Source organism: Patulibacter americanus DSM 16676 (genome assembly GCF_000420025.1).
Lineage (GTDB): Bacteria > Actinomycetota > Thermoleophilia > Solirubrobacterales > Solirubrobacteraceae > Patulibacter > Patulibacter americanus.
On record NZ_ATUD01000001.1, the window covers coordinates 761,688 to 774,244 of the forward strand.

Sequence of the window (12,557 nt, forward strand, 5' to 3'; positions counted from 1 at the left end):
CGCGGGGACCGGGGCCACCGCGGTCGGGCGGGCGGCGGTCACCGCGTGGCGGCGCCCGTCAGCGCGCGCTCGACGTCGTCCAGGACCACCTGCTCGGCCAGGTAGCCGCCGGCGCTGGTCCACGCGGAGCCGTCGACGGGCACGACGTGGCCCGCCTTGTACGCCTTCAGGTCGGTGAACCCCGGCGTGTCCTTCGCGTAGCCGATCGCCTCCTTGGCGCTCTCCACGTCGGCCGGCGTCTCGGAGACGCCGCCGCCGGCCCCGCCCGCGCCGAGGGCGCCGAAGAAGATCCAGTCGCCGTCGAGCGCGTCGATCCGCTCCAGGCTGACGGGGACGGTGTGGCCCGGGCCGCGGCCGCGCTGGAACGCCGGGCGCTGCAGGCCCAGGTCCGCCAGGACGCGCGGCGCGGCGAGCTCGGACTTCAGGACGGCCGGCAGGCCGATGCCGCCCCACCGCACGATGGAGACCTCCGCCCGCGCGTTCTCGCCCAGCCGCGAGCGGATGTCGGCGACGCGCGCGTCGTAGTCCTTCAACAGCTTCGCGCCCTCGTCCTTGCGGCCGAGGATGTCGGCGGTGGCGGCGAAGGCGGTCTTCCAGTCCCCGCCGTTCTTCGACACGAACACCGTCGGCGCGAACGCCTTCAGCTTGTCGACGATGGAGTCGTCGGGGGTGGCCGTGCCGTCGATCAGGATGACGTCGGGCCGCAGCGCCGCGATCCGCTCGATGTTCGGCTGGCCGAGGATGCCGACGCTCGCCAGCTTGCCCGCGCGCCGCTGGAGGTAGGCGGAGATCGTGCCCTGCCCGCGGCCGGCGGTGGCGCCGATCGGCCGCACGCCGAGGGCGAGCGCCGCGTCCAGCGTCGGCTCGCTCAGGGCCACGACGCGCTGCGGCCGGGCCGGCAGCTCGAGCCGCTGACCGCGCGCGTCGGTGTAGGTCCGCGTGCCTGTGCCGTCGTCCTTCCCGGCGGAGTCCGACGAGCCGCAGGCGGCCAGGACGACGCAGGCGACGAGGGCGAGGAGCGAGGCCAGAAGGCGGGTCGGCGTGCTCCGCCCGGGGGCGGTGAGGAGGTGCGTCACGGGTCTCCGGGGGACGGTTTCGGGGCGCGGGTGTACGGCGGAACCCATGGGTAAGGCCCGCCTAATCAGGCTACCCTAACAGCTGCTATCGTGGCGGCCCGCGGCGCCCCGGGCAGCCCCTCGCGGACCGCCCGCCGCCCGTCCCCCGCGCCGCTCCGGCGCGTCCGGGAGCCCTCGCACGCGACCCCGAGAACCAGGCCATGCGCACCCGCACCAGCACCGCCCTCCGTCCGCTCACCCGTGGACGCGTCCTGCTCGCCACCGGCACGGCCGCCGCCAGCGCGACCCTGCTCCTCGTCCCCGCCACGCAGTCCGGCGCCGTCCCTCCGGGCGGGCCGAACAGCCAGTCCAACGGCGCCTCCGTCAGCCTCGACCGCTCCAGCGTCAGCCGCGGCGGCCGGATCAAGGTCACCGGCCGCAACTGGAAGTCGAAGGGCTCGCGCAGCTTCTCCGGCAAGGTCGTGACGATCAAGCTCAACGACCGCGACATCCTCGCCGTCGTCCCGATCAAGAACCGGAGCTTCTCCGCCTGGGTGCGGATCCCGAAGCAGGTCCGTGCCGGCAACTACTGGCTGCGGTTCCTGGCGGCGAAGCCGTCGACGAGCGTGAAGAGCAAGACCTTCCGGGTCCGGTAGCCCGTGCGCCCGCCCCGCGCCACGGGCGCCGTCCTCGTCCTCGCCGCCGCCGGCCTCACCTGGCCGTGCTCGGCGGGCGCCGTGCCCCCGGGTGGCGTGGCCGACACGCCCGGCACGCCCGCGGGGAGCATCGAGATCGTCAACCCCGCCGGTCTGCGCGAGGGCAAGGTCCAGTTCTGCGTGCGGGGCTTCGTCACCAAATCGGGCACCGCGCCGCAGCAGTTCATGGTCAAGTTCGACGACCACGGCTCGAAGGGCATCGGCCCGTTCCAGCCCGACGCGACCGGCACCTACTGCGGCGAGGTCGCCACGGACCGCGCCGCCTACGCGTCGGCCATGAGCGCCGACGACAAGATCCCCGCCGGGCTGTGCCAGGGCGGCCAGCACTGGCTGCGCATCCTCTCCGGTTCGTGGTCGCACCCCGACGCGAGCGAGCGCAGCCTCGCCAAGGACTACACCTCCGACGCCACCTGCGGCACCGGCGGCAAGGCCGCGGCACCGACCGCCGGCAGCGTGATCGGCGGGGACGCGGGCATCGGCACCGCCCCCGCGCCCCCGGCCGGCGGCCCGGGCGGCGCCGGGAGCCCGACCCCCGGCGGCGGGAGCGGCGCGGGCGGCGCGGGCGCGGGCAGCGGGCCCGGCACGGCCGCGCCCTCCCTCAGCGGCCAAGCCACCCTGCGCTCCCGCACCGCGCGGGTCAGTGGCTCGACCGTGACCCTCGCGCTGCGCCGCACGGGCGCCGTCGGCCGCGGCACGATCACCGCCCGCAGCGCCTCGCGCCTGCGTCTGACGCCGAAGGGCGCGCGCAGCGTCCGCACCCTCGTCGCCGCGCGCCCCTACACCCTGGGCGGCGCGACGACGCAGAACGTCCGCGTCCGCCTGACCGCGACGGGCAAGCGCCTCCTGCGCACCCGCTCGCGCATGACCGTCCGCGTGACCCTGACCCCCTCCGGCGGCACCGCCTCGACGACCACCGTCGTCCTGCTTGCCGCAAAGCCCCGCAAGTGACTCCGAGGACCGCATGACCCGCTCACCCACCCCCACCAGGGCGCCCGGCCGCTCACGAAGCCTCGGCGCCGCCGCCGTCGCCCTCCTGGCCACGCTCCTCGCCACCCTCTTCGCCGCTCCCGCGATGGCCCTGCCGCCCGGCGGGCCGAACGAGACCCGCAACGGCGCGACGCTGACCGTCAACCCGACCTTCGTGACGCCCGGCGGCACGGTCGCGTTCTCCGGCCGCGGGTTCACACCCGGCGAGGTTCTCGTCGTGAAGGTCGACGACGGCGACGTCAAGCCGACGGTCGTCCCGCCGACGCCGCCCGGCGGCGTCCCCAACGCCACGGACGGGTTCACCTGGGTGACCGCGGACGGCGAGGGTGCGGTGCAGGGCACCGTGAACCTCGCCGACACGAGTGCCAACGACCAGGCGAAGGTGGCGAGCGGGAAGCACCACATCCGCCTCATCTCGAGCTCGCCGCGCAGCATCCACGCCGACTTCGCCGTCCACCCCGCCGGGCCGGCGCAGAACACGCTGAGCGCCGACGTCGCCGTCGCGCCGGCCGCCGACCAGACCGTGAACTGGGGCGACCGGGGACCGTTCGTCGACATCGCGGAGCTCGTCCCGGGCTCGCTCATCCCGTACCGCATCAAGGGCTTCGGGCCCCACCAGGTCGTGGGCGTGAAGGTCGACGACCTGAACCTGCCCAGCGCGGGCATCCCGGGCGGCGTCTGGACCACGATCCAGACCGACGCCGACGGGGCGGCCAGCGGCCTGCTGACCCTTCCCGACACGCTGGGGACCCCGCGACAGGGCAGCACCGCCACCCCGGCGTCTCCGCACGGCGACGGCAGCCACTGGCTGCGATTCCTCGGCGGCAGCCTCGAGAATGCCGCCGGCGAGAAGGGCCCGTCCCGCAGCGTCGCCGCGGCCTATTCCGTCGACGCGACCGCCTCGCCCCGCACGGCGGACGTCGCCGTCGCGGCCCAGCGTGGCCGCTCCCTGAGCCTGACCGGGACCGGCCTCCAGAAGCGGTTCTTCTACCTGAGCAACACGCCGGGGAACTCCGGTGACGGGCAGACGGTCACGGCCCGCCTCGACGGCACGGGCACGCCGTTCGACGTCCGCGCGAACAACGACGGCACGCTGACCGGCGCCGTGCCGATCCCGGCCGGCACGTCTCTGGGCACCCACACCGTCGACCTCTACGTCGGGTTCCGCGCGGGCAGCGACTTCCCGCAGGCCGTGTACCGCCGCACGTTCGAGGTGACGGAGTTCGTCCCCGATCCGACGCCGCAGCCGCCGGCCGCCCCGCCGACGCCGACGGTGATCGCCATCCCGTCCCGTCCGACCCCGACGCCCGAGCGCGCCGCGCGCGTGGCCTCGACGTCGTTGAAGGCCGCGAAGAACCGCATCGCGCTGAAGATCTCCCGCGGCAGCGTCGCCCGCAAGGTCGCGGTGACCGTGCGGACGAAGGCGAAGGTCCGCGTCGGCAAGCGCAAGAAGGTCGTGACGCTAGCCAAGGCCACGACCACGGTGCGCGCCGGCACCGCGAAGCAGTCCACGACGGTGAAGCTCAAGCTCACCGCCCAGGGCCGCGCGCTGCTCAAGCGCGTCACGAAGGTGCGCGTCGTCGTGCGCGTCGCCCCGACGGCGAAGGGCGCGAAGGCGACCACCCGCACCGTCTGGCTGCGCGGCTGAGCCGCCCCTCCCGGCCGGGCCCTCGTGGTCCGGCCGGGCCCTCAGCCCGCGATCCGCGACGCGAACAGCGGCGCGGGGACGTCCGGGTCGTCCGCGTCCGAGACGAGCAGCAGGTCGATGGAGCCCAGGCTCGGGTTGTAGCGCGCGTCGACCCCCTCGAGCTTGATCGTGGCGTCCTCCAGCGGGGTGACGGACAGCAGCTCGCCGGCGGCCGAGATCACGCCTACGGCGGAGCCCGCGATGACGTTCTGCACGGGCGAGCCATCCGGGCCCTCGCCCGCGGCGGTGAAGACGAGGCGGTGCTCCGGGTCGTCCGTGACGGCGTCGAGGTCGGTGAAGTCGAGCTTGACGTCGTAGGTCTGCCCCTCGTGCTCCACCGGCAGGTGGCCCAGGTCGTACTCCCGCGTGCCGCGCAGCTCGAGCGCGCCGACGGAGAGGTCGGTGTAGATCGACTCGAGGACCTCACCCAGGTCCAGGTGGATGAGCAGGTTCTTCGCGGGCTGCCCGTCGGCGTCGATCGAGTTGCCCCGCTGGGCGAGGACGAGCGCCTGGCCGTAGACCGCCATCCCCTCGATGTTCAGGTCGCCGTTGACGTCGTCGCCCTGCTCGAGCGCCTCGTGCAGCGCCTCGAGGGAGACCTTCGCCGGCAGGCCCGAGATGTGGCCCTGGTCGTCGAGCGAGTAGACGACGCAGGTCGAGCGCCGGAACCCCTCCCAGCTCATCCCGCCAGAGCCCGACATGAGCAGCAGGCCGTGCGGGAACCGCCGCAGGATCTCGGCCTTCGCGGGGTGCTCGAGCGCCTGGATGTCGTGGCGCAGCACGACGGTGAGCGCCTCGAAGTCGGCCTTCTTCGCCGCCCGCTCCTTCGGGTCGATCGGCAGCACCTCGGGGATGATCCGCTCGGCGAACCCGGGCTCGAGGATCTCGGCGTCCTCGTTGCGGCGCAGCGCCTCGAGCACCTTGGCCGGGTCGAGGTCGAACTCCGCGACGGTCGCCTGGTCGTCGCCCACGGAGTAGAGCCGCGTGGCCGACCACGCCGTGCCGGACGCCGCCGACAGGAACGGCGGCTCGCCCGGCTGCGGGTTGACGACCCGGTGCTCGCCGAGCCGGATGACGTGCAGCGGCGCGGGGTCAGGCACGGCGGGCGGGACGGCGGCGGCGGGAGCGCATGCCCGAGACGGTACGACTCCGGGGGCGCGCGGCCAAGCGGCGGCGGCAGGCGTTCGCGGGCAGGCGACCACGTGGACGCCGGCGGGCGGGGGCCGAGGGGCGGCGGACGTTCGCAGGAGGCCCCTTCCCTTCTCCGCCCGCCCGTGGCAATCTCACTTGCCATGAGCGCAAAGGACGAGGTGGCGACCGCCGGGGAAACCGAGTCCCTCGACACGCGCGTCCGCCGGCGGCTGCGGCAGTTGCGCACGGAGCAGGGCCTCACGCTGGCGCAGGTCGCGGAGCGGGCGAGCATCGACCTGTCGACGCTGAGCCGGCTCGAGTCGGGCAAGCGCCGGCTGGCGCTCGACCACATCCCGGCGCTGGCGGCCGCCCTCGGCGTGACCTCCGACGCGCTGCTGGGCGCCGCGCCGGCCCAGGACCCGCGCGTGCGCAGCGAGCCGATCGTCATCCACGGCATGACGATGTGGCCGCTGACGAAGCGCGGACCCTCCCACGGCCCGCACGCCTACAAGGTCAGCATCAGCGCCGGCCGCAACACGCCGCCCGACCCGCTGCCCGTCCACGAGGGCCAGGAGTGGATGTACGTGCTCAGCGGCCGGATGCGCCTGCTGCTCGGCGACGAGGAGTTCTTCGTCGGCCCGGGCGAGGCCGTCGAGTTCAGCACCTGGACCCCGCACTGGTTCGGCGCCACGGACGGCCCCGTCGAGGTCGTGATGATCCTCGGCCCGCAGGGCGAGAAGATCCACATGCACGGCTGAGAGGGCGCAGGACCGCGGAGCGCTCGCGGCCGCCCGGAGCCGTCCCACGCGTGTGTTGGACTGCCGCCGTGACCGGACGGACCGAGATCGACGAGCGCTTCGCCGCGGGAACCCTCGACGCCGACGTGTGGGTCCCCGCCTACCTGCCCGCGTGGTCCTCGCGGGCGGAGGCGGCCGCGACCTGGCGGGTCGACGAAGACGGATTGACGCTGTCGATCCCGCCGGAGCAGGGCCTGTGGTGCGCCGATCGCCACGACCCGCCGCTGCGCGTCTCGGCCGTGCAGAGCGCGAACTGGTCGGGTCCCGTCGGCAGCACCCGGGCCCAGCAGCCGTTCCGCGACGGGCTGACCGTGCGCGAGGAGCAGCCGCCGCTGTGGGGGTTCACCCCGCACCACGGGCGGATCGAGGTGGAGTGCCGCGCGACGCTGACCCCGGCCGCGATGTTCTCCGCGTGGATGGTCGGCCTGGAGGACGAGCCCGACCGGTGCGGCGAGATCTGCATCGTCGAGGTCTTCGGCGACGCGCTGGAGCACGGACCCGACGGGCCTACCGCCGCGCTCGGCGCCGGGATCCACGCCTTCCGCGACCCACGCCTGCGCGAGGAGTTCGCCGCCCCGCGCACCGCCATCGACGTCACGCAGGACCACGTCTACGCGGTGGACTGGCGGCCCGGGGCGGTCGACGTCCTGGTCGACGGGACGGTAGTGCGCACGCTGCGCCAGGCGCCGGCCTACCCGCTGATGCTCATCCTCGGCGTCTTCGACTTCCCGGCCCACCCCCGCGCGGGCGAGGCCGGGGGCGCGGTGCCCGAGCTGACGGTGCGCCGGGTGACGGGGTGGACGGCGACGGACGCCTAGAGGCCGAAGCGCGCCGGCTCGGCGACGACGGCGCGCACGTGGTCCTGCGGCGCGTCGACCAGGCGACGCTCCTTCAGGTCGAGCAGGCCGTTGACCGAGGTCACCTCGGCGCTCACGGTCCCGTCGGCCCGGCGGATCGTCTGCTCGAGGTTCCACGTCTTGCCCTCGCCCCAGGCGAAGACGGACGCCACGACGATGGAGTCGGCGATCGTGAGCTCTCGGCGGAAGCGGACGGTGGTCTCGAGCGTGACGGGTCCGACGCCCCGGGCGATGAACACGGGCGGCGAGATGCCCGCAGCCTGCAGCATGGCCCAGCGGGCGTGCTCGGCGTACTCGAGGTACATCGAGCTGCGCACGTGGCCGTTGACGTCGAGATCGCTCGCGCGGATGCCGATCGGCACCTCGAAGGGCGCGTGTGCGGGTGCGTTCTCCATGGGGCTCCGAGAGTCGGGGGATCTGAACGTGCAAGATCCAAGCATGTCGCCCCCAGAACCCCCTGGCGACCGGGGATCGGGGCCGGTGGGCGGGCCGGCCGGGGCCCGTGGCCGCGTCGGCCGACCGCCCGCGACCGGGACGTGCCGGCCGCTCTCGTCGATCCCGGACGCGCCGGCGTCAGGCTCCGGCCGGCGGCTGCGCGCGCCCCGGGGCGTCCTCCACGACCTCCGGCTGCGGCCAGGCCCGGCAGGTCGCCGCGACGGCCTCCGCCCCGACCTCGAGCACGGACGCGACGAGCCGCTCCCGGTCCACGGGCAACCGCCCCGTCCCGCACGCCGGCGTGACGGCGGAGCGCACGAAGAGTTCGTCGACGGGCACCCCCGTGGCGGTGATCGCCCCGAGGCCGGCGGCGACCCGCGCGGCGACGCCCGTCGCCCCGTCCGGCGCGGCGGGATCGAGCGCACCCCACGCGATCCGGGCGCCGCCCCGGACGAGCTCGCCGAGGACGCGCGCCCCACGACCCCCGACGGGCGAGGCGGTCGCGTCGAAGGAGACCCAGTCCGGCTCGGCGGCGCGCACGACGGTCCACGGCACCGCGCAGCACACGTGCAGGCCCCACGCCGCGCCCGACGAGCGCAGGGCGTCCCACACGTGCGGGTCGGCGCCGGTCTCCTCGCGCCCCAGGCCGGCGACGGCGTGGGCCAGCCCGGGCTCGTCGACGACGACGAGCGCGTCGAGCCCGAGCGCCGCGAGCCGCGCGACCTGGCCGGCGACGTTCGAGGCGAGCCAGCCGTCGAGCTCGCGCGCCAGTGCCGCGGCGGCACGGCCCTGGCCCGACCGGCCGGCGGCGCGCTCGAGCGCCACGGCCAGCGTGACGGGCCCGGTGACCTGCAGCTTCACGAGCCCGTGGACGGGCGGGCAGCGGGTCACGCGGGCGACGAAGGCGTCCCACGCGGCGGGCCGCTCGCGGTCGCGATCGGCGGACCAACCGCACGGCGTGTCGGCGTCGCCCGCGCCGAGCCACTCCCCCACCATGTCGCCGTCGAGCGCGGGCAGCTGAGGCACGAAGGGCAGGTCGTAGGCGCGGCACGCGTGGCGGACCGCGAGCGCGGGGTCATCGAAGGGCAGGCTCCCCACGCCGGTGGTGGCCAGCGGCGGCAGGCGGTCAAGGGCGCTCATCGGGCGCCCCGGATCCGGGTGACCGAGGACGCGCGGGCCGCGGGGGTATGGTCCGGGAACAGGCCGGCCCGCGGGCGCGCGGCCGCGGTCCGGATCGTGGGGTCGGTGTGCCGCCGGGGTCGCCGGTCGGCTGTCTGGTCGGACACCGCGGTGCGGGCCATCGTCGTGCTCCTCCTGCAGCGGCCCTGTGCGCGAGGCCGCGATGATCAGAAGCACCGGGAACGCCCGGTGCAGAGCCGACAGGTCTTCGGACTTGGATGCGTCGGATCGTGGCCGCCTTCCCAGGCCGGCGGACGGGTGGTCCGCGGGTCCCAGTGGCGTCGTGGCCACGATCCGCATCCTCACCGCTGCGCGTCAGTCCCGGATTCTCACCGGATTCCCTGACCCCGCTCGTGGGGGTGGATCGACTCCGTCCCGGACCCTAGCGCGATGCCTCCGCGACCGCGAGGGCCTCGACCGCATCCGCCGCCGGCCCGGCCCCGCCCGCGCGCCGGACCTCGGAGCGGAGTTCCCGCGCCCGTCGGCCGCGGGCCAACGCGCCCCGGACGGCGCGGCGAAGCGCCTCGGGCGTGACGTCCTCGTCCGCCAGCCGCACCCCTGCGCCCACCGCCTCGAGCCGCTCGGCGTTCATGAACTGGTCGACCGCCTGCGGGAGCGCGACCGTCGGCACCCCGAACCACAGGGACTCCGCGGCACTGCCCATCCCGGCGTGCGTGACGAACGCGTCGGCGTGGTGCAGGACGTCGAGCTGCGGCTGCGTCCGGGCGGCCTGCACGCCGTCGGGCAGCGGCCCCAGGCGGGCGGGGTCCACCTTGCCCGTCGCCAGCACGAGCCGGAACTGCCCGGCCAGCCCGTCGATCGCCGCGCGGTAGAGGTCCTCGCGGTCGGTGTAGGCGGTGCCGAGCGCCAGCAGCACCAGCGGACGGGTCTCGCCCGCCGGCGCGGCCCAGCGACCCGGTTCGCCGATCCGCTCCTCGTCGATGCACGGTCCCGCGAAGACGTACTGCGGGCCCACGCGGTCGGCGTGGGGCTGCAGCACCCGCGGGATCACCGCCACGCAGGCCGCCGGCCGGCCGAGGAACGCGTCGGCGCTCAGCGCCACGCCGTGCTCGTCGAGCCACGCACGGGCGGACGCGAAGTAGCGCGCGCCCGTCGGCGACGCCCGCAGCGCGTCGTAGAACTCCGCCATCTCCTCCTCGTAGCCCTCCCACGCCACGCTCGCGGGCGAGATCTGGATCGCCGGGACACTCCAGCGGTGCGCGGCGACGCGGCCGGCGTAGCCGCCGATGTCGTAGAGGACGGCGTCGGGCCGTTCCAGGGCGAGCACCCGCGGCAGCACGGCGATCTGCTCGTCGAGGAACAGCTGCATGGCCGCGCCGGGGTCTCCCGACCAGCCGGCGTCGGTGTCCGGCAGCAGCGTGGGGTGCGCGACCACCCGCGCACCGGTGGGGGCGACGAGCGCCTCCAGGCGGCCGCCGATGACGTAGTCGACGCGGTGACCGCGGGCGACGAGCTCGCGGACGAGCGCGAGGCTCGGGTAGGTGTGGCTGGGCGCCGTGGCGCCGACGATGACCAGGTGCATCCTGGGTCCTTCCGCTCGTTCTTCTTCAGGGCAGCGACCGGCCGTCGCGGCGCGCGGCCGCGAGGCGGTTCCGTGGGGAACCGGGGGCTGCTAGACGAAGAAGCGGAAGGAGCGCATCGCGGCGAGCCTAGCGCGCGGCCGCGTCGCCCGCGAGGGCGGGCGGGAGGATCCGGGCGTTGTTGGCCACCGCAGTCAGGACGGCGATCGCCGCTGCGGCCACGAGTGCGGCGTCCCCGGAGCCGGACCACAGGTGCGGCGCGACCAGCCCGGCGCCCGCGTCGCCCACGAGGAACGACGCCTGGGCCACCCCCACGAGAGAGGCGGACGAGCCCATCGTGAACAGCACGAGGTCCTGCGTGACCGTCGCGAGGGTGATCACGGCGGAACGCAGCAGCACGACGACCACGACGAGGACCGGCCCGAGCGCCGGCACGAGCGCCAGGGTGAGCACCGCCAGGAGCAGCTCGCTGCCGCCCGCCGCCGTCCGCGAGCCGACGCGTCGGTCGACGGCCGGCACCGCCCGCAACGCCAGGAGCCGCCCGAGCGCCGCCGCCGCGAGGACGACCCCGATGGCGCCCCGCGCGACGCCGTGGCCCGCGAGCAGCAGGGGGACGTACGGGATCACGAGCGACGCGCCGAACCCCCGCGCGGCCCAGACGCCGACGACGCGCGCCCGGGCCCGCCGCGTCGGACCGGCGGCGGCCGGGCGTTCGGTCGCGACGGCCGGCCCGGCGGCGCGGTCCGCCGCCGCGCCATCCGCCTCCGCGCCGTCGCCCACCGCGGCGGTGCGGTCGGCCGTCGCCACTGCGCCCTCCGCCTCCGCCGCGCCGTCCGTCGTCCTCCGTCCCGGGACCCGTCCGGCGGCCACCGCGGCGAGCACCAGCAACACGGGTGCCGCGAGCAGCCCGATCCACAGCGCGCGCCCGGCGGTCGCGAGCACGACCGAGGCCAGCAGCGTCCCGGCGACGGTGCCGACCTGCACGGCCCCCTCGCGCCGGGTCGCCGCCGTCCGCTGGCGCTGCTGCGGCTGACGGGCCACGTCGATGCGGACCGCCGCCAGGAACGTGCTGGCCCCGAACCCGGCGATCGCCCCCGAGACGACCGCGACGAGCGCCGACCCCGTGAACACCCGCAGGGCCATCCCGACGCCGTACAGCGCGCAGCTCGCCGCCAGGACCGCCGGGATCGACCGCGGGCCCACGATGCGGTGCGCCCAGAACGCCGAGAGTCCCGCGACGGCCATCGCCGTCGTCGACACGCCGAAGTTCGGCAGGTCCCCGCGCCCGTCGAACCAGAGCGGCTGCAGCGTCTTCGACAGCCACATCGCCGTGACCATCAGGGCGGTGGCGACGAGGAGGGGGTGGCCGGCGCGCACGCCGCCGCCGGCTTTCCACCGGGACTCCGGCCCTGCCACACCCCACACGGCGGAACACCGTACCGCTGGTCGTCGGTCAGCGGGCGACGTCGTCGTCCAACGTGACGTCGATCCGCGGCCGCAGCAGCACGTGCTCCGCCCGGACGACGGGCCGCCGCAGCCGTGCCCGCCAGGAGCGGCGCGGGCCGCGGACCATGGCGAGCGTGCCCCCGTGGTCCCGCTCCCACCTCCGCAGGGAGACCGCCTCGGCGGCCGCCCCCAGGCCCATGGCGATCCACAGGACGCCCGGTGGCACCCCGTCGGTGAACCACGCTTCCAGGGCGAGCGAGACGACGACGAGGAACGCGATCCCCGCCACGCCCCGGAGCACGAGCTCCCGCGGGTGGGGCCACACACGCACGGCCTCCGGGGCCACCGGCCGTGCGGCTTCGGCCCGATCCCGGGCTCCACCGGCGAGTGCCGCGACGGCCACCGCCACGCCGAACCCGCTCGCGAGGCCCCCGAGGAGCACGTCGCTCCAGGCGGACCCGTCGCCCACCATCGCATCGAGAACCAGGGACAGCGTGCCGGCCCCGACGAGCCACACCGCACGGGCGACCATGCCGCGTCGCACCGGCGCCACCTGGGGCCGCGGGTCGTCCCGCTCTCCGCCACGCACGCGGCGGACCCTACGGCCGGGCGACCCGCCCGTCCAACCGCACCCTCACCACGTGGCCGAGTGCCGCTCCATCACGCCGAACCCCCAGGCCGACGCAGATCGACAACTCCGGGCCGTAGACGCCGACGTAGCGCCAG

General features: G+C 75.7%; 12 protein-coding genes and 1 riboswitch. Of the genes, 5 read left to right on the forward strand and 7 right to left on the reverse strand.

All coding sequences use genetic code 11. The features are described from left to right. Positions 1–38: 38 nt before the first annotated feature. Entirely contained in the window at positions 39–1,076 is a 1,038-nt protein-coding gene (locus F593_RS0103640) for an ABC transporter substrate-binding protein (protein ID WP_022927404.1), read from the reverse strand. Positions 1,077–1,276: 200 nt separating this feature from the next. Between F593_RS0103640 and F593_RS0103645 the strand changes: the two genes are divergently transcribed. The 3 genes from F593_RS0103645 to F593_RS0103655 are packed head-to-tail and all read left to right on the forward strand — an operon-like array spanning position 1,277 to position 4,406. Next, positions 1,277–1,711, forward strand: a complete 435-nt coding sequence (locus F593_RS0103645; RefSeq protein WP_022927405.1) for a hypothetical protein — start codon at positions 1,277–1,279, stop codon at positions 1,709–1,711. Positions 1,712–1,714: 3 nt separating this feature from the next. After that, the gene (locus tag F593_RS0103650; RefSeq protein WP_022927406.1) at positions 1,715–2,719 is read left to right on the forward strand and encodes a hypothetical protein; all 1,005 of its coding nucleotides are present in this window, start codon (positions 1,715–1,717) and stop codon (positions 2,717–2,719) included. 13 nt (positions 2,720–2,732) lie between these two features. Beyond that, positions 2,733–4,406 carry a hypothetical protein gene (locus F593_RS0103655; RefSeq protein ID WP_022927407.1) on the forward strand — a complete coding sequence of 558 codons (1,674 nt, stop codon included), beginning with the start codon at positions 2,733–2,735 and terminating at the stop codon, positions 4,404–4,406. 41 nt (positions 4,407–4,447) lie between these two features. Here the strand turns inward: F593_RS0103655 and F593_RS0103660 are convergent, their stop codons facing one another. Beyond that, entirely contained in the window at positions 4,448–5,545 is a 1,098-nt protein-coding gene (locus F593_RS0103660; protein WP_022927408.1) for a DUF6929 family protein, read from the reverse strand. A 192-nt stretch (positions 5,546–5,737) separates the two neighbouring features. On the opposite strand from F593_RS0103660, the gene F593_RS0103665 reads away from it, so the two are divergent. Together F593_RS0103665 and F593_RS22225 are read left to right on the forward strand one after the other, a co-directional pair. Further along, positions 5,738–6,334, forward strand: coding sequence for a helix-turn-helix domain-containing protein (locus F593_RS0103665; RefSeq protein WP_022927409.1), 597 nt, complete (start codon positions 5,738–5,740; stop codon positions 6,332–6,334). A 68-nt stretch (positions 6,335–6,402) separates the two neighbouring features. Then, a complete protein-coding gene (locus F593_RS22225; RefSeq protein WP_022927410.1) occupies positions 6,403–7,191 on the forward strand; it encodes a glycoside hydrolase family 16 protein in 789 nt (262 codons plus the stop codon). Here the strand turns inward: F593_RS22225 and F593_RS0103675 are convergent. From F593_RS0103675 to F593_RS0103695, 5 genes are all read right to left on the reverse strand, one after another. Next, a complete protein-coding gene (locus F593_RS0103675) occupies positions 7,188–7,625 on the reverse strand; it encodes an acyl-CoA thioesterase (RefSeq protein ID WP_022927411.1) in 438 nt (145 codons plus the stop codon). The two genes, F593_RS22225 and F593_RS0103675, sit on opposite strands and share 4 nt — an antisense overlap. A 178-nt stretch (positions 7,626–7,803) precedes the next feature. After that, positions 7,804–8,805, reverse strand: coding sequence for a uroporphyrinogen decarboxylase/cobalamine-independent methonine synthase family protein (locus tag F593_RS0103680; RefSeq protein WP_022927412.1), 1,002 nt, complete (start codon positions 8,803–8,805; stop codon positions 7,804–7,806). Positions 8,806–9,026: 221 nt separating this feature from the next. After that, positions 9,027–9,228, reverse strand: a riboswitch (cobalamin riboswitch). Then, positions 9,227–10,387: a macrolide family glycosyltransferase gene (locus F593_RS0103685; RefSeq protein WP_033205283.1), complete on the reverse strand. Its 1,161-nt coding sequence runs from the start codon at positions 10,385–10,387 to the stop codon at positions 9,227–9,229. (Overlaps the previous riboswitch by 2 nt.) A 127-nt stretch (positions 10,388–10,514) precedes the next feature. Then, on the reverse strand, positions 10,515–11,762 hold the full coding sequence (locus F593_RS0103690) for a hypothetical protein (RefSeq protein WP_157251535.1): 1,248 nt from the start codon (positions 11,760–11,762) through the stop codon (positions 10,515–10,517). Between the two features lie 76 nt (positions 11,763–11,838). After that, positions 11,839–12,420 (reverse strand): hypothetical protein, encoded by a 582-nt coding sequence (locus tag F593_RS0103695; RefSeq protein ID WP_022927414.1) that lies wholly within the window; start codon positions 12,418–12,420, stop codon positions 11,839–11,841. Between the last annotated feature and the right edge of the window lie 137 nt (positions 12,421–12,557).

Coding starts and splice junctions, on each gene's coding strand:
- F593_RS0103680 (WP_022927412.1), bottom strand. CDS start 8,805: ATGAGCGCCCTTGACCGCCTGCCGCCGCTGGCCACCACCGGCGTGGGG.
- F593_RS0103655 (WP_022927407.1), top strand. CDS start 2,733: ATGACCCGCTCACCCACCCCCACCAGGGCGCCCGGCCGCTCACGAAGC.
- F593_RS0103645 (WP_022927405.1), top strand. CDS start 1,277: ATGCGCACCCGCACCAGCACCGCCCTCCGTCCGCTCACCCGTGGACGC.
- F593_RS0103675 (WP_022927411.1), bottom strand. CDS start 7,625: ATGGAGAACGCACCCGCACACGCGCCCTTCGAGGTGCCGATCGGCATC.
- F593_RS0103665 (WP_022927409.1), top strand. CDS start 5,738: ATGAGCGCAAAGGACGAGGTGGCGACCGCCGGGGAAACCGAGTCCCTC.
- F593_RS0103685 (WP_033205283.1), bottom strand. CDS start 10,387: ATGCACCTGGTCATCGTCGGCGCCACGGCGCCCAGCCACACCTACCCG.